Genomic DNA, 17,780 nt, shown 5'->3' on the forward strand with positions numbered 1-17,780 from the left:
AAATTATGCAAAATTGGATAGACGCTTATTCATGGATAAATATCAGATTTCTTCTCCAAGGCTTATGGGTTACGATAATGATTTCAGTTATTTCAGTAATCTTGAGTTTCATTTTCGGATCTATCCTAGGATTAATCCGTTATACGAAGATTCCATATTTTTCCAAAATAGTTGGTTTCATAATCGATGTTATTCGTAACTTGCCACTACTATTGATCATCTTCTTTACTTATTTTGGATTGCCAGCCTTTGGGTTCAAGCCGGATACGATTCCGGCGGCAATTTTAGCAATGACAGTCTTTGAATCGACGATGATTGCGGAGATTATCCGTTCAGGGATTCAAGCAGTCGATATTGGACAAATGGAAGCCTCACGGTCAATGGGGATGAAATATGGTCAAGCTATGTGGCACATCGTTTTACCACAAGCTTATAAAAAAATGATTCCTGCTTTAGTTAGTCAGTTTATTTCATTAATTAAGGATACATCTTTGGCAACGATTATCGTGGTGCCAGAATTGATGCAACACGGTCAAGTTGTTTATGGACAAGATCCAAACTATATCGTGCCAGTCTTTGTAGCAATGGCAATCATGTACTTCATCGTTTGCTACGCCTTGTCGTTATTATCTAAATATATTGACCACAGAATGGCATAAAAAAAGAAGAGCAGGCATAAATGGTCAGCTTTTGAAAATAGCTCCTGGTAATTGTATTTTGATTACCAGGAGCTATTTATTTTAAGCACACAAGCTATGTTCTCGCGTTTATGTTGCAAGTTTAGGAGAAAATAGTTATGTCTCAAATTCTTTATTTATGGTTTTAAATCGTATCAGTTAAGGTCCAAGTTAAATCACCGTGGTAACTGCCGACAGAGTTTAAACCGTCTTGTTCAAGCAAAATACCGGTATCTTTTTGCCAGTCGTCAGAAATTTCATCGACATCTTTTGTTAGACTAGCGGAATCTTGATGAGCAATTAATGCTTTTTCTTGAGAAACATTCTGCGTTTTAGTATCGTTACGGTAAATCACATTACCATCAAATTTTTCATTGCTATCATTGATTAAATCGCCAGCTTGACCAAAGAGCTTCCAAACAGAATTGTAACTAATGACGTTTAAATCGAAGTCATTTTTTCTCATTAAAACTTTTTGATTGTTGAATAAGTTAATATCTTGAAAGTTCAATGATTCAGAAGCTTTTAACTCAAGTGTCTTATCAGGCTTAACTGTGACTAAGAAGGTCAGAGGGTTAGATTTGATGTGGTCTTGATCAGTTGCTTGGACAGTAACATTGATTGGCTGATCTTTATCTTTATCAAAGATGCTCCAAAAATCATCGCCAAGGATATCCTTTAAGTCGAGCATATATGAAGCAGAACTGTCCTGTGAATCGACTGTAATATCCTTAGTATATTTAGCTGCGTCGATAGTTATTGTGTATTTGATAGGATCAGATTTTTCAAACTTGTGGTCCTTGTCGTAGGTTAAAGTCGTATCAAAATTCAAATCTTGGTTATCTTTTTTATAGATTAAATCATAGTCAGTTTTTGGAGTGGATAGAGTTAAGTTCCAATCCTTTTTATATTTGATAGTGAATTCAGGTGTACTCGTCGTTGAAATATTGGCTTCAGAACTGAATTTAGCAGGTTTTGCATCAACGTCGATATTTTCTTCAGTATCGTTGACAGCTTGACCATTGATGATTACTTCGGCTGTTTGATTACTATCATTCAAAGCTTGGGTAAATTTATGGGTGACAATATTTTCAGTGACAGTTTTTCCAGAAACATCTTTGACTGAGGTCGATTTTAATTCAGAGACAGGAATATTTTCCGTTACGCCATTAGCATAAGTTATTGTCCCGATGTTATTATTAGCATCAGGCGTGTATTTCATATTATCTGGTAAAGTAATGGAACCGGTGACGCCGTCCCAATCTTGGTGTCCATTAATGTAGTTAAGATTGTAGTGGAGAGCTAAATCGTCACCAGCTTCCACCGTTTTATCATCGTTATATACAGGGTCTGATTTGTCATCAGTGATTTTTTTATCAATCGTAGTGTCGTAAATATAACTATTTGCTTCAGCATTTACTAAAGCAGGAATTGATTCAAGACTGACTAATTTACTTTCAACATCACTAGCAGAACTGTTAGCACCAGTGAAGCCCCAAAGCAATTTGTTATCTTGAATATCGCCAAAGGTGCTTAAGTCTACTTGAGTTGAGCCATCGATTCTAACAAAAAAGTTTTGATTTATAACGCCGTTATAATTAGTGTTAACGACATTGTCGATGTTTTTATCATTGAAAGAGTAGTCAATTGTAGCTGTTTTACCGCCATCGGTCGAAGGATGCCAAGTCATCGTGATGTGATGCCAGTAAAGTGTGTTGCCATCTAAATCTTCGTCATTTATCAAAGTTGTTGAAGCCGGATTGACATGCATTTGCGTGTATCCAGCTGTAAATGGTTCCCAAGTTTCTGTCATGGCTGTTGTACCCAAAGCTTCAGATTGAGCATAAGTTCCTGGCATTCCAGGATAAGTCACGGCAATGTGGCCAAATCCACCATTACCACCAGATTGGGCACCTAATGGATATCCTGAAGGTGGCGTAACTCTAGTATCAACTGTATCAAAACCGCTGAGGGTAGTATGAGGATTATCGCTCTTAGGTGTATATAATTCAGTTGGTTGATGCAAACTTAATTTATTTTGTTGAGTATCAAATTCAATAGCTACACTATTCTGGACTGCTGTTTTAGCAACATCAGCAGGTTCTAATAATTTAGGACTTTTCTTGAACAAAATGGTCTCATATGTTGAATCATCATAACCATAGACACCTAGGCCTTCTTGACCAGCACCAATTGCTTTAGTTTTTAGAGGATCATTTTGTAAGACTAGAGCGGTTCCTTGTCCGTTGGTCTCTTCGTCATTAGAACTTTTACCGAAGTACAGCCAAGCAGTAATTTGCTGTTCTTTAGAGATGTCAATATAATTACTAGCTGTTTCATCCGACCATATAGCACCATAAGAACTCGTATTTTGAATGGTGCCTAAGGTTTTTTGGAATCCTAATATAACATCCTCTTTTACATCTTCAGTATCAGTTTGTCTAGAGCCACTTGCTAAAATTAATACTTTTCCAGATTCGTCAGTTGTGGCAAAATTATGTCGATAAGGGTAGGTTTTATCGTTTATGTCGGTATCTGTCTTATCTTGTTTAGTAAAATATTTACTGATCAAAAGTCCTTCTGGAGCATTTTTAATAGCCTCTTTATCAGTATCAGTCAAGGTCGTAGCAGCTGAATAGTCAGCTAAAATAGTTCTTGGATGTAAGAATGGCATCAGCAGACAAATAAAAATCCAGAAAAAGGCCAGTTTAAATAAAAGATGATGCCTCTGAACCATGTAATCTCCCCCCCTAATATAAAATTATTTATGTTATATATAAGATATCACGTAAACGGTTACAAAAATAATCAATTCATGAAAAATTTTTATTAAAATGTGAATATCTCTAATAAATAATGTTGACATGGGAGAATAAAGTTGTTAATGTTGATGTCAATCAAATAAATTCATATCAATATCTGAAACAATTAGTGATGTATCTGGGCGTAAGAAAGCCGGTGGATGATGCGAACCGGTCAGGGTATATTCATGAAATACCAGATGTTACTTGGACTATCCAAGCGGAAGAGAGATTCGTTATTTCTCAAGAGTGGAGCAATGGTTTATTTAGACTAAACTATTCTCAAGCTGGGTGGTACCACGGTAAATCGTCCCTGTTGCATAATAGCAGCAGGGACTTTTTTTATACCAAGGGGTAAGAGATATGTTGAATACGAGTGGCGGTAATCCTCGATATTAATTTTTTACTAGCAATAGATAAAAAAATCGGAGGAATTAAAATGAATAAGAGCAAAAAAACAGTAAGTTTTAGAGAAGCAATCTCTATTTTAGTCATAATGTTAATCGTCCTAGGATTGGGCGTAATTAAATTCGGTCTATCACCACAGACACCGGTACTAGTAGTTATCGGTTTATTGATGCTTTGGGGCAAAGTTCGTGGCAATAGCTGGGATAAAATCTTCGACGGCATCTCAGACGGCGTTAAAAATGGTATCATTCCCATCTTTATCTTTATTCTGATTGGTGCCTTAATTGGAACTTGGATTGCAGCCGGGATCATTCCTTCCATGATGGTTGCTGGATTCCACTTAATTTCTGCTAAGTGGTTCGTACCCTCAGTCTTTCTAGTCTGTGCTTTGATTGGAACTTCCATTGGAAGTGCCTTTACCATCGTTTCAACCATCGGGATCGCACTCTTTGGAATGGGACAAACTTTAGGTATGAATCCAGCTTTAGTTGCTGGAGCAATTATTTCTGGAGCAATCTTTGGAGATAAGACGTCACCCTTGTCAGATTCGACTAATTTGGCATCAGCCATCGCTGAAGATGATTTATTTGCCCATATCAAGAATTTGATGTGGACCACGATTCCCGCATTCTTTATCTCTTTGATCTTGTACACATTATTAGGCAATGCTGGTTCAGGAGCTAGCTTAAGTAAAATCGATACGACTTTGAATGTTTTAAATAACAACTTTGTTGTTTCATGGTGGGCCATTTTACCAATCGCCATCTTGTTTATCTGTTCAATTATGAAAGTGCCAGCTATCGCCACGTTAATTTTAAATATTACAATTACAGTCGGAATGATTTTTGTTGAAAAACCAAGTACTTCAGTTAAGAGTATCGCTGGATTCATCGAAAATGGCTTTGTTTCAAAAACGGGAAATGCTAGTGTTGATGCATTATTGACTCGTGGAGGCATTAGTTCAATGATGGGCACTGTTTCCTTAATTTTCTTAACCTTGTCATTAGGTGGACTTTTAATGAAGTTCAACGTTATTCAAACAGCTATGGAACCATTATCTGAAAAACTCAAAACACCAGGTTCTGTTATTACAGCTACGATTCTTTCAGGAATTGGCGTTAACATCTTCGTTGGTGAGCAATACTTATCAGTGATTCTACCTGGAAAAGCCTTCAAACAAACCTTTAATAAACGTGGTTTAGATAATCTAGCCTTAAGTCGAGTCTTGGAAGATGGAGGAACAGTTATCAACTACTTGATTCCTTGGGGAGTTGCTGGAGCCTTTGTTGCTAATACCTTAGGCGTTCCCACACTATCCTTCTTGCCATTTTGTTTCTTCAGTTTATTATCGCCATTGCTTTCCATTCTCAGTGGATTCACAGGCATTGGGTTAAAACGTGCTGAAACATCTGACAATAAAAAAGTTGCTACAGCGTAAAAGTTCAAAAAAATATCACCTATTAGAGTTTACGATTCTAATAGGTGATATTTTTTTGAACTATAAATTTTTTTAATCTAAGGCAGCTCCATTTGTTTCAATAATATGTTTCATCCAATTGAAAGATTTCTTAGGAGTCCGCTTCAATGATCCGTTACCTTTATCGTCCATATCTACGTAGACAAATCCATAACGTTTCTTCATTTCACCAGTCGATAATGAAACCAAATCAATTGGGGCCCACATTGTATAGCCAAGGCAAGGGATGTGATCGATGTTGATGGCATCAGCCATTGCACTGAGATGTTCTTGAAGGTATTCAATTCTATAATCATCTTCAACATAACCATTTTCGTCAGCTTTATCGATTGCACCCATACCATTTTCAACAATAAAGATAGGTTTTTGGATACGGTCATAAATTTCGTTCATGCAATATCTTAATCCAAGTGGATCAACTGGCCAACCCCAAGGGGTTTCCTTAAGGTAGGGGTTAGGATTTCCACCAACATTGAACCAGTCGTCGCCTTTTTTAGTAGTATTTGAACGATAATAACTAAAAGCAATGAAGTCTAGTTGACCTTCTTTTAAAGTTTGTTTGTCTTCTGGTTCCATATGTAAATCTTTAACTCCATGACGTTTCAGCAATTCATCAGCGTAGCTTGGATAATATCCACGTCCCATAATATCAATGAAGTACCAATTTTCTCGGTGTTCTTGGAGATGATGGAACATATCTTCTGGTTTGCATGTAGCAGGGTAGATTTCACTCATGGCATACATAGTTCCAAATTGACTACCAGGTACCAGTTTATGTCCTAATTTAACTGCTTTAGCGGAAGCGACGAACATGTTGTGGTCAGCTTGATACCTATCTTGACCGTTAGCGTTTCTAACTCCGGTAGGACCAAATCCACGAACAGCATTTATTTCATTGAAAGTTAACCAATATTTACAACGATTGCCAAAGCGTTCAAAGAGGGTCTTAGCATACTTAACATAAGCATCGATAACTTTTCTAGAAGTCCAGCCATTATATTTCAATGCTAAATGTACAGGCATTTCGTCGTGACTGATTGTAATCAGTGGTTGCATGTTATATTTGGCCATTTCGTTGATTACGCTGTCATAAAATTTTAAACCAGCTTCATTTGGTTTTTCTTCTTCACCAGTTGGGAAAATTCTACTCCAAGAAATTGAAAAACGATAAACGTTGAAACCCATTTCCGCCATTAATTTAATATCTTCTTTGTAATGGTGATAAAAATCAACTGCTTTATGGCTTGGATAATATTGGTCATCTAAGAAAACTGGTTGAGCTTCTTTAGGAACAGAGTCGGCCAAAATGAATGAACTGTTTGGTTCAATTAACGTTCCATCAGGCATCTTCATCGTATGGTGGCGGGGATGTTCTTTAGATCCATCGGTTTCATAATCATGTGATGATATACCACGACCGCCTTCGTTAAATCCACCTTCATATTGAAAATCTGAGGTTGCGCCACCCCAAAGAAATCCTTTTGGTAATTCTTTTGACATAATTTTATTCCTCCAATATTAAACTAGTGCAGTTCCAACTTTAACGTCACCTGACTGTTTCAAATCTATTTCTTGATTATTATCATTAGTAATTACTAACATTGTTGTTAAATCATAGCCTTGTTTCTTCAATTTTGCTCGATCAACACGAACAATTGGTTGTCCAGCACGGACCTTTTCACCTTGTTTAACTAGGACATCGAAACCATCGCCTTTAGCTTTAACGGTATCTAATCCTATGTGAACCAACATTTCAACGCCTTCATTAGTCAATACTCCAAAAGCATGTCCAGTTGGGAACATAGTTTCCAAAGTACCATTGGCTGGTGAACAAACGAAATCATTATTCAATTTGATAGCAATGCCGTCTCCTAAAGCCTTGCTTGAGAAAGCTTCATCGTTAACATTTTCAATATTCATTAAAGTACCATCACTGACTGAAACAATGGCATCGTCAGGGTAAGTTTCCTGAACGGGTTTAGTAACATTTTTAGAGGGTTCTTCTTTGATTCCTAGAATAAATGTCACAACAGCTGAAGTTGCAATTGCGGCAATGATACCAAAGACCATAGCCATAATTGTTTTTTGGAAAATTGGCAAAGCTAAAACATTAGAATATCCCATCACGTAAGCTTTGGCACCAAGTAGACTGGCAATAAAGCCACCAACGAAACCTCCAGCCATGACGCCGTACATTGGTCGACGATATTTCAAATTGACACCATAAATAGCTGGTTCAGTAACACCGGCAACGATACAACCGATAGCAAGAGAAATACATTCACTTCTGAACTTTGCATTTTTAGTTCTGGCAGCAACACCTAAATTAGCTCCACCTTCAGCCATATTGTGAAGTAGGAAAGCTGGACGCAAGATTGCATCGTAACCAGGATTACTTAGTAATTGAGGCATAAAAGGAGTTAGAGCAGTATGCATACCTGCCATAACCATCCAAGGTAAACATGCAGCTAATAAACCAACAGCTAAAGGACCAACGGTACTATTCAAGAACATGAATCCTGAAGCAATACCTTGACCTAACATATTACCTAGAGGTCCTAAAATTAAGAATCCCAAAGAACCAGAAACAAAAATCGTTCCCATTCCGACAAAGACTGAACGGAAAATTCCTGGAACAATCTTATTAAAGAATTTTTCTGCATAATAAGCTGTAATGGCAATCAAAAGTGCTGGCAACAAAGTACTTCCATAGTTGAGCATTTTGACGCTCATGCCAAATAATGTGGCATGTTTGGCAGCAGTTACTAATGTTGTGAAATTACCGTGTAATAGTGAAGCTGTTGCAACCATTGCATACACTGGTGTAGCTCCCATTTTGGTGGCAGCGCCATATGCAACGATAATGGGCATAAAGTAAAATGGTGAATCAGCAATAGCTGATAATAATAGGTAAGATGATGTATTTGCATAATGTGGAGATATAAAAGTTACTACTAATAATAGAGCAACTTTCATCATACCTCCGGCAATCAACCCAGGAAGTAAAGGAGTAACTGATGCTGAAACAAAACCGATTACCTTACCACCAACATTTTTCCAAGTAAGGGGTTCTTTTTTAGTATCTAAATTATCAAGATTTTCATCAGTGTTCTTTCCAGTCTGAATATCAAAATCCTTAATAATAGCCTGATAAGTAGGAAGTAAATCTTTTCCTAAAATGACCATATACTGTCCGCCAGCATATGTGACGCCTAAAACTCCGTCGAGATCTTCGAGGGCTTCTTTATTAGCCTTTGAAACGTCTTTTAGGTTAAATCTCAAACGTGTCATACAATGAACTAAAATATCAATATTATCTACGCCACCAACATTTTTAACGATGTCAGCGCCAAGCTTTTTATAATCCATAATATTGCCTCCTAAATAAATGGCAATATTGTCAAAATTATTTAACAATTTTACCAACTGTCATCATAGTAATAGCTATTGTAAGCGTTGTCAATGATAAATGACAAAATTATAGTATTAAATTGACAAAATTGTCACTGATAACTAAAGTTGGGATATGAAAAGAATCAAGGAGGTTCTGCCATGAATATCATTGAGAGTATTGAGGCACGTCATTTAAAACTTTCAAAATCAGAACAAAAAGTTAGTTCGTACATTATGCAGTATCCAGAAAATATTGAAAGATTTACTATCACGAAATTAGCAACGGAAGCTCATACTTCTACTTCAGCTGTATTAAGATTTTGTCAGACGTTGGGATTTCAAGGATACAAAGATTTTCGTTTTGAAATGGTTAACTTCTTGCGTAGTGGCCGACAGAATCGGGATGCGAATACAGTAGTTGGCGATTATGTGAATGATTACGTCAATGTAATGGGCCAAATATCGCAAATTGATGAAAAAAAAATAAACAATCTAATCGATTGTTTATTGAATGATCAAACAAATTATTTTATAGGAAACTATCAATCCTCGTTGCCAGCTAAAGAACTTTATTATGGTTTAAGTGACTTTGGCAAGGCTTCGATTTACTCAAATGGATATATAACCTCCGCCCATATTACTAGATCCATGAAAGAGGAGGACACGTTAGTATTATTTTCTATTAGTGGTAATAAACAAAATTTTTCAAACTTTTTACCTGATATTGTTATGAATATGCCGAAGAATTCTTTTTTAATTACTCTTAATCAAAAAGCTGAATTGGCAGATATTTTCAACAATACCATTTTTTTACCGGGTTCATCATTTTCTAATCGTTCAGTAGTTGATTCACAATCAATTCCAATGTTTTTTGTGGAACTTTTGCTTAATTTAATGCATGAAGAAAATTAAAATCAAGTTGAAGGAGCCAAAACAATGAATCCAGCTGAACGAGTGCAAGAAAAACTGACAGAATTAAAAATACCTTTTGAGATGATTGAACATCCGCCAGTCTATACAGCAAAGGAGGCCGATTTATACATTGATCGACCTTGCGTCAAGACTAAGTCGCTTTTTTTGACTGATAATAAGAAGCGTGATTTCTATTTAGTCTTTATGGCTGATGAAAAAAAGCTTGATATGAAAAATTTTGCTCAAATTGTTAATCAAAGGCATCTTAAGTTTGCTTCAGAAGATGCTTTATGGGAAAAATTAAAATTGAAACCAGGATTCGTTTCGGTTTTTGGCTTGTTGAACAATCAATCAAAAGATGTACAGGTTTATTTTGAAAAGGATATTGTGGGCAACTTGCCATTAACTTTTCACCCCAACGATAATATCAAGACGATTTTTATTGGTTGTGAAGGCTTGTTTAAATTTTTAACAAGTTTGGGTTTTGAATATCAGTTGTTCCAAATATAGATTAAAAAATCTTTTGCGTTATAGTTTAGGCAGATTAGATGAAAGGGGCTAGATTTGATAATGAATAGTAAAAGAATCGTAATTGTTGGTGGTGTCGGTGGCGGTGCTTCAGCTGCTGCAAGAGCACGACGTTTGGATGAAAAGGCAAAGATAACCATGTTTGAAAAGGGACCCAATGTTTCTTTTTCTAACTGTTCTCTACCTTATAATCTAAGCGGCGTGATTCCTGATGCTGACAGTATCGTTTTAAAAACGCCTGAGCAATTCAAGGCTCAATATAATATTGATGCTCAGGTCAATAAGGAAGTTATCGGTGCCAATACAGCTGAAAAGACCGTTCAAGTAAGAGATGTAAAAACTGATTTGTTAGAAGAAGTTCCTTATGATGAATTGATTCTTTCACCAGGTGCCAAGCCTATCATGCCAAAACAAATTTCAGGAATTGATAATAAGAATGTCTTTTCAATTCGCAATGTGGTCGATATTAAGCAATTGCAAAGTTATTTAACTGAAAATAAAGTCCAAGACGTGGCCGTTATTGGCGGTGGCTTTATCGGTGTAGAGGTCGGTGAAAATCTTACTTTAGCAGGTAAAAATGTTTCTGTGATTGAAGCAGCTGAGCATGTTTTAGGAACAGTCGATGATGATTTTGCTCAAATTGTTCAAAAACACCTTTATGATAATGGCGTGAACGTTATTGTCAATGATGGATTAGCCAAAATTTCTGACCAAGAAGTTGAATTGGCTTCTGGTAAAAAAATTCCTGCACAAGTTGTTGTGATGGCAATCGGGGTCAAACCGGATACGACCTTGGCTACTAAGATTGGCTGTAAATTAGGGGAAACGGGTTCAATTTTAGTCGATCAACATTATGAAACGACTGTTCCTGATGTCTATGCCGTTGGGGATGCAATTGAATTGACGCAACGTCAAACTTGTCAAAAATCACGTCTGGCTTTAGCCTTTCCAGCTCAAATGGAAGCCCGTGATGCAGTGGACCATATTTATGGCAGAAAAGTTGATAATCAGGGCTTCATCGGCACGCAAGTCATTCATTTGTTTGACATTAATGTGGCTTCAACTGGTTTGACTGAAAAAGCTTGTCGAGAAAACAACATCGAGTACCGTTTTGCTACCGTTATACCAAAAAATCGTGTCAGCATTATGCCTGATACAACGCCGATTTTCTTGAAATTAGTCTTTGGTTATCCTAGTGGCGAGATTTTGGGTGCTCAAGTGATAGGTCATTCGCAAATCGATAAGCAAATTGACGTTTTGGCAACTATGATAACGATGCATGGTCGAGTATCGGATTTGACGCATCTAGAATTAGCTTATTCTCCTTGGTTCAGTACAGCTAAGAATGCTGTCAATATGGTCGGTTTAGTGGCTGAAAACATCTTGAATGATGAATATCGCCAAGTACCGGTCACTAAAGTTAGAGAATTAGTTGAGAAAAACGCTTTTATCATTGATGCGCGTGAACCTAATGAATATCAAGCTGGTCATATTACGACTTCGGTTAATATTCCCTTGAGTCAATTTAGAGATCGACTAGATGAGATTCCCACAACAGAACCAGTCTATATTCACTGTCAATCTAGTCAACGTAGTTACAATATGGTTCGAGCTTTGGATAATTTAGGCTATAAAAACATTACCAATATATCCGGTTCGTATGGCGAACTTTGCGAGTATGAATACTTTAAAGACCAAACTACCGGTCGTGAGCCCATTTTAACTAGTTATTAATTTTTCAGTAAATTATATAAAATAATCGCGGTACAAGATGGCTGCAACACGTGCGATAATGGGGCCTGAGGAGTATTGCGATGAAAAAAACACTAATTGCTTTAATACTGTTAGTATTTGTTTTACCGTTATCTGTCTTCGGAATAAAGACGTTACAAGGATCCATAAAACCACAAGCTAAAGAAATCGGACGTCCTAATTTAGTTATTAAGAAAAATCAAAATATCTGGAAAAAAAGAATCGTAAATGCGGATGTCATTAAAAGCGATGGCTTTAACAATGGCAAGAGTTATGTCGGTACAACAATGGATCAGTTGGATAATCACAGTAAAGCTGTAATTAAGGGCACGGTTTATAATTTACAACGAATGAATAGTCCTAAAAATATGGCTTACACCAAAGCAACGATTCATATCGATAAAGTTTTAAGCGGCGACACGCAGCTTAAAGGCAAAAATATTTATATTGCGTTTGAGGGTGGATTAGTTTCATTTGATCACTGGTATGCCAATATGAGTAAGCCGAAAGATTTCGATCATGAAATGTTGGTCAAAAATGAAGAATTTCCACTGCCAGACATTGGTTCAAAAATTATTGCTGGTTTAGTACCAAACCACTTAGATGAAGCGACTGATTATAATATGGCTCTGAAACAAAGTGGCTTTACGATTCATAATTCCTATATGATCGATGTGCCACAATATAATTTTTGGATTAAAAGACCGGACGCTGATAAATATGTTTTGAATAATCCTAAAGCCTTAAAAAAATCGAATGATCGTCCTAATTTAGCAGCTGCTCTAGAAAAACTAACAACAGAAATCAATCAAAAATACAATAATAATAAATAAAGGAATATCTTTTTATTCGATACATAATAAGTATCATTGAAGATGTTCCTTTTTTTAATCACTAAAAAAGCCATCCGTCGAAGTTGACAGATGGTTTTTGTAATTAGTTATTCATTAATTCATTCAGTAATTCTTTAGCTGATTCATGCAAACTAGATTTTGACTTATCGTAGCCAAGGTGAGTATAGATTTCTCCAACGTAGACCTTGTCATGATAAAGTTTGTTAAAGACTTTGTCGATGATGGGACGAGTCTTTTCTTCTTCTTGAACTGGTCCAAATGGATTAGCAAAGAAGGTCGTTGTCATTCCGACTTCATCAGTTGTTCCTAGAGCCTTACGCTTACCAGCAATGAAGGTTGCTTTAGCATGTTCTTCATCAGGGAATTGATGCAAGCCGATTTCCTTATCATAGTTATTAGCGTAGACCCACATGTCGATTTCGTGGTGTTCGATAACGTGCTTGTAAGTATTAGCTGGCAAGATGACACGAGCGTTCTTCAATTCAGGGTTCAAGTAGATACCACGATCCATGTTATTGAAGGCAACTGAACTGCTCAAATCGTCAAGTCGAACAAAGGCACCAGTTTCAGTTCCTTGCGCGTAGATATTGCCTTGTTCATCAAAGGCAAAACTACCCATATCATCAAAGATAGTTTCGATACTGATGATTTTATCGTCAGCAATTTCTTGTAGAGCTTCAATTGATTCGGACTTTCCGGCACCAGAATCACCGAAGAAGACAACTGACTTAGTTTTGCCATTGGAGAAGCTGATACGAACCATTGAGCCGTGGATTGGCAAACGATTTTCATAAATCATGTGTAAGTTATGTACTGTTAAGCACATTTTCTTCATATAGCCAAAGTAAGTTGTCTTGTCGTTATATGGCACTTCGCCGACCCAAATATCATTATCGGTATCGTGATAATAGTGACTGACATCTCCTTCAGTTTTCTTAAGACCAAACAAGATGATTTCATCTGGCTTTTTACCGGCAACGCTTGCTTCATCAGCAACTTCAAAGAGGTTAGCTAGAGCAATTCCACTGACAAAATAGTCGCGGTGGAAGTAGATGAAGGCTAAACTTTCACCAATTTTTGCTGGGAAGCAGTACCAATCCTTTTGGTCGCCATCAAATTTTTCGATAGGGTTGTCAGGAACTTCGCTGAAGACACCTTCACGCTTGTTACTCTTAGTGTGCATCATCATTGGGGGACGAAGCATGATAGTATCCAAAAAGCGAATACTTTCGAGTGATTGATATTTAGCGGGTGTATCCCACTTGATTGATTGCGTCAAAACACAGGCGTTAGTACCAGCGTTGATTTGACGATATGTGCGGTTAGAAAATCCTTGGAGTTTTTCTTCAATAGAACGATAGAGGTGGATAACGACTTCATTAAACCGATTATCGATATTCATGAAGTTTCCTTTAACGATCGCACTACTGTGTTTATTGATTAGAGAGACTCTAAAGTATGAACGGTAGTATGAATAAAAGTCTTCAATACTTTTCAAAATTTGTTCGTTACCATATTTTTCGTAATTTGGTTTATCGTCGATTAGGACAGCTTTCAAAATATTGACATACGAATCGGCGGATAGTCCCTCAACTTTATTAGTAACAGCTTGTTGACTTGCTTGGAGGTATAAGTCAACTAAATTATAGAATCCTTTACTATTGATTAACTGGAAAACATCTTGGATGTATTCCTCGTTATAGTTAATAACAGCAACTGATCGATTAGGATTAGCATAAAATGCTTTGGATTCAATAGCTTGTGATGAGTTCGACATACGTTAAAGATCTCCTTTCAAATGTGAGCTTAAATATCATTTTAAAGCATTTTTCAGCAAACTGGTAGTTAAAATTAGAATTAATTTAATTTTGTCTACATTGAATAAAAGCTTAAACCGCTTAATGTTGTGATATGACAGCTTTAAATTAGAAAAATTAAAATTAAAAAATATTTTATCAAATTATTTATTATTCTAATTTCAATTACAGAAAAAAATAATAGATTTTTCAGCTTATTTTGGAATCAACAATTTATCATTCATTTGAAATATAGATAAAAAAATTATATTAATATGATAAAGGATAATAATTTTTATAATTAAAGCGTTTACAAAAATCGGTTTGGTGGTTATACTGAACTCGTAAGTTGAATAAATCGTTGGATTGTTACTATTAAATTAGGCATGACCATGAATTCCGCTAAAAGGGCGAAGTTTATGGTCATTTTTTTTCGAGAAAGGGGGGAAAGCTTTGTTGGTAGTAAATCGAGTCTACAATAACAATACTGTGCTTGTGGACGTTGGTCGAAAAGATCAAGCAATTATCCAAGGTAAAGGTGTTGGGTTTCAAAAGCGGCATGGTGACAATGTTTCGCCAACACGTGTGGAACGGATTTTCTACTTGAACACCGATGAAGCGAAGCAAAGATTTGGCACGTTGTTAAAGGATGTACCGATTGACATTACCATGACAGGATTTGCCATCATTGAAATGGCGAAAAAGGAGTTTCATTATCCAGTTCTCGATTATATTTATGTAACATTGACTGACCATATTTCACAGACTTACAAACATTTAATAGCTGGAAAATACGAAAAGAGTACCGTTCCTGATATTCGTGATCGTTATCCAACTGAATATGCGATTGCTGATAAAGCTGTGAGTATGATCAATCATGATTTAAATGTTCATTTCCCAAAAGATTCAGCTAAGGCAATTGCATTGCATTTTATTAATGCTCGTGGCAGTGAAAATCCTGAGCAAGAAAAAACAGAAGATCAGGAGGATTTTGGCAAGGGCGTTAACCAAATAGTACAGAGTGTTTTTAAGGAATACGGTATTACGAGAAATATCACTAATCAGAACTATTTTGACCGACTGATGATTCACTTACAATATTTAGTTCAAAGAATCAGCACCAATGAACAAGATAATCGTGCGTTGAACCAAAGTATTGAATCTGATTTTCAAAAGATTTATCCAAAGTCTTATCGAATAGCAAATGAAATATGTGACAAGATTCAAGCTCGCTTGCAAATCAATTTGAATAACAATGAGCTAGTTTATTTCGTAATTCACATTCAGAGATTAATTCAAGAAAGATAATCGTAGATAATTCAGGGAGGATTATTATGGCAACTAAAGAAGAAATTTCAATGACGGGTTTTTCAATCGTCGCATATGCTGGAGACGCTAAAACTAGTTTGATTGAAGCACTGCAATATGCACAAAAAGGTGAGTTTGATAAAGCTAATGCAAGCGTTGGAGAAGCTAATCAATCAATCGTTGATGCACATAATGAACAAACGAAGCTTTTGAGTAAAGAAGCCGGCGGCGAAGATATGGATGTTACCTTCATCATGGTTCACGGCCAAGATACATTGATGACTACAATGATGTTGATGGATGAAGTCAAATTCTTTATTGATGAATACAAACGAATCGACAAAATTGAACGTAATTTAAACATGAAATAAGAGGAGGTCTTGATTTGAGTATTGAATTAAAACGGGTCAAAAAATTACCTAAGAACTTCGTTTGGGGTGGCGCTACAGCTGCCTTTCAAGTTGAGGGCGCTACTAAAGTTGATGGTAAAGGCAAGACGATGTGGGATGACTATTTAAAAGCTCAAGGTCGTTTTGCACCAGATCCTGCTAGTGACTTCTATCATTTATACCCAGAAGACATTTGCTTGTCGAAAAAATATGGTTTGAATGCAATTAGAGTTTCCATTTCTTGGACGAGGATTTTTCCTGATGGCTATGGCAAACCTGTTCAAGCAGGCATCGATTACTACCATAGATTATTCAAAGAATGTCTTGATAATGGGATTGAACCTTATGTATCCTTGCATCATTTCGATTCGCCGAAGACTTTATTTGATGATGGCGACTGGTTGAATCGTAAGAATATTGATTATTTTGTCGATTATGCGAAGTTTTGTTTCGACGAATTCAAAGAAGTTAAGCATTGGTTTACAATCAATGAATTGATTTCTTTAGCATATTCACAATATATCCAAGGTAATTTCCCACCAAATCATAAATTCGATGTCACAAGTGCCATTCAGGCAGAACACAATGAATTATTAGCACACGCTAAAGTCGTCAATTTGTTTAAAGATGGCGGCTATGATGGAAAAATTGGCTTGATTCACGTCTTGCAACCAGTTTATCCATATCCAGATACAGCAGAAAATCAACATGCTGCCGACTTGAGCGATGCTTTCATGAATGCCTTTTTGCTTGATGGAACTTTCAAAGGCGAATATACCGATAAGACGATGAAATTGATCAATGAAATCTTAAAGGCAAACGATGCGCATTTGGACATTGAACCGGGCGACATGGATATTTTAAAGAAGGCATCTACGCGAAATGATTACTTTGGCTTAAATTATTATCAACCATCATTCTTTGCTGCATATAACGGCGAGAGTACTAATCATTTCAATGGTACCGGTACTAAAGGAACTTCATCATTCAAATTCAAAGGAGTTGGTCAAGCAGTTAAAAATCCTGATATTCCAACCACCGATTGGGATTGGAATATTTACCCAGATGGCTTATATGATATTTTGAAGCGTGTCAGTTCAGAATATCCAAATAGTAAAGAAATCTTTATTACTGAAAATGGATTAGGTCTTAAAGAAGAATTACCAGAGAATGCTACTCAAGATACTATTATCAATGATGATAAACGAATCGATTTCGTTGACCAGCATCTGGAAGCTATCTTGAAAGCACGTAACGAAGGTGTAAATGTAAACGGTTACTTCATCTGGTCGCTTCAGGACCAATTCTCATGGGCCAATGGATATAATAAGCGTTATGGTTTATTCTTTATTGATTTTGCAACACAGAAACGTTACATCAAGAAGAGTGCTTTATGGTATAAGGCACTTGCTGATACGATGAAATAGCTTCTAGTTGTGGATTGTTACTATTAAATTAGGCATGACCGCAGTTGAAGCATAGTAA

The 17,780-nt window shown here is 36.4% G+C and carries 13 protein-coding genes; 9 read left to right on the forward strand and 4 right to left on the reverse strand.

The window, feature by feature from the left end; all coding sequences use genetic code 11:
- The first annotated feature begins 5 nt into the window (after nucleotides 1-5).
- Nucleotides 6-659: an amino acid ABC transporter permease gene (locus FHL06_RS02490; protein WP_153384668.1), complete on the forward strand. Its 654-nt coding sequence runs from the start codon at nucleotides 6-8 to the stop codon at nucleotides 657-659.
- A 163-nt stretch (nucleotides 660-822) separates the two neighbouring features.
- Here the strand turns inward: FHL06_RS02490 and FHL06_RS02495 are convergent, their stop codons facing one another.
- Nucleotides 823-3,414: a hypothetical protein gene (locus FHL06_RS02495; RefSeq protein WP_153384669.1), complete on the reverse strand. Its 2,592-nt coding sequence runs from the start codon at nucleotides 3,412-3,414 to the stop codon at nucleotides 823-825.
- A 503-nt stretch (nucleotides 3,415-3,917) separates the two neighbouring features.
- Here FHL06_RS02495 and nhaC point away from each other — a divergent pair.
- Entirely contained in the window at nucleotides 3,918-5,324 is a 1,407-nt protein-coding gene (nhaC, locus tag FHL06_RS02500; RefSeq protein ID WP_153384670.1) for a Na+/H+ antiporter NhaC, read from the forward strand.
- A gap of 72 nt (nucleotides 5,325-5,396) precedes the next feature.
- On the opposite strand, the gene FHL06_RS02505 is transcribed toward nhaC, so the two are convergent.
- Nucleotides 5,397-6,863 (reverse strand): glycoside hydrolase family 1 protein, encoded by a 1,467-nt coding sequence (locus FHL06_RS02505; protein ID WP_153384671.1) that lies wholly within the window; start codon nucleotides 6,861-6,863, stop codon nucleotides 5,397-5,399.
- Between the two features lie 18 nt (nucleotides 6,864-6,881).
- Nucleotides 6,882-8,732 carry a glucose PTS transporter subunit IIA gene (locus FHL06_RS02510; protein ID WP_153384672.1) on the reverse strand — a complete coding sequence of 617 codons (1,851 nt, stop codon included), beginning with the start codon at nucleotides 8,730-8,732 and terminating at the stop codon, nucleotides 6,882-6,884.
- Between the two features lie 183 nt (nucleotides 8,733-8,915).
- Here FHL06_RS02510 and FHL06_RS02515 point away from each other — a divergent pair, with 183 nt between their 5' ends.
- The 4 genes from FHL06_RS02515 to FHL06_RS02530 all read left to right on the forward strand — a co-directional run bounded on the left by FHL06_RS02515 (nucleotide 8,916) and on the right by FHL06_RS02530 (nucleotide 12,781).
- Nucleotides 8,916-9,668: a MurR/RpiR family transcriptional regulator gene (locus tag FHL06_RS02515; RefSeq protein WP_153384673.1), complete on the forward strand. Its 753-nt coding sequence runs from the start codon at nucleotides 8,916-8,918 to the stop codon at nucleotides 9,666-9,668.
- 24 nt (nucleotides 9,669-9,692) lie between these two features.
- Nucleotides 9,693-10,178: a prolyl-tRNA synthetase associated domain-containing protein gene (locus tag FHL06_RS02520; RefSeq protein ID WP_153384674.1), complete on the forward strand. Its 486-nt coding sequence runs from the start codon at nucleotides 9,693-9,695 to the stop codon at nucleotides 10,176-10,178.
- 60 nt (nucleotides 10,179-10,238) lie between these two features.
- On the forward strand, nucleotides 10,239-11,930 hold the full coding sequence (locus FHL06_RS02525) for an FAD-dependent oxidoreductase (RefSeq protein WP_153384675.1): 1,692 nt from the start codon (nucleotides 10,239-10,241) through the stop codon (nucleotides 11,928-11,930).
- Between the two features lie 80 nt (nucleotides 11,931-12,010).
- Entirely contained in the window at nucleotides 12,011-12,781 is a 771-nt protein-coding gene (locus FHL06_RS02530) for a hypothetical protein (RefSeq protein ID WP_153384676.1), read from the forward strand.
- 103 nt (nucleotides 12,782-12,884) lie between these two features.
- Here the strand turns inward: FHL06_RS02530 and FHL06_RS02535 are convergent, their stop codons facing one another.
- The gene (locus tag FHL06_RS02535; RefSeq protein WP_153384677.1) at nucleotides 12,885-14,579 is read right to left on the reverse strand and encodes a phosphoenolpyruvate carboxykinase; all 1,695 of its coding nucleotides are present in this window, start codon (nucleotides 14,577-14,579) and stop codon (nucleotides 12,885-12,887) included.
- A 472-nt stretch (nucleotides 14,580-15,051) separates the two neighbouring features.
- Between FHL06_RS02535 and FHL06_RS02540 the strand changes: the two genes are divergently transcribed.
- Genes FHL06_RS02540 through lacG form a run of 3 tightly spaced genes read left to right on the forward strand, consistent with a single transcriptional unit; the run spans nucleotide 15,052 to nucleotide 17,722 of the window.
- Entirely contained in the window at nucleotides 15,052-15,906 is an 855-nt protein-coding gene (locus FHL06_RS02540) for a PRD domain-containing protein (protein WP_153384678.1), read from the forward strand.
- 26 nt (nucleotides 15,907-15,932) lie between these two features.
- Complete coding sequence (locus tag FHL06_RS02545; RefSeq protein ID WP_153384679.1) at nucleotides 15,933-16,277, forward strand: PTS lactose/cellobiose transporter subunit IIA; 345 nt, start codon at nucleotides 15,933-15,935, stop codon at nucleotides 16,275-16,277.
- Nucleotides 16,278-16,291: 14 nt separating this feature from the next.
- The gene (gene lacG / locus FHL06_RS02550; RefSeq protein ID WP_153384680.1) at nucleotides 16,292-17,722 is read left to right on the forward strand and encodes a 6-phospho-beta-galactosidase; all 1,431 of its coding nucleotides are present in this window, start codon (nucleotides 16,292-16,294) and stop codon (nucleotides 17,720-17,722) included.
- The last annotated feature ends 58 nt before the right edge of the window (nucleotides 17,723-17,780 follow it).

Source organism: Companilactobacillus halodurans (assembly GCF_009600985.1).
Taxonomy (GTDB): domain Bacteria; phylum Bacillota; class Bacilli; order Lactobacillales; family Lactobacillaceae; genus Companilactobacillus; species Companilactobacillus halodurans.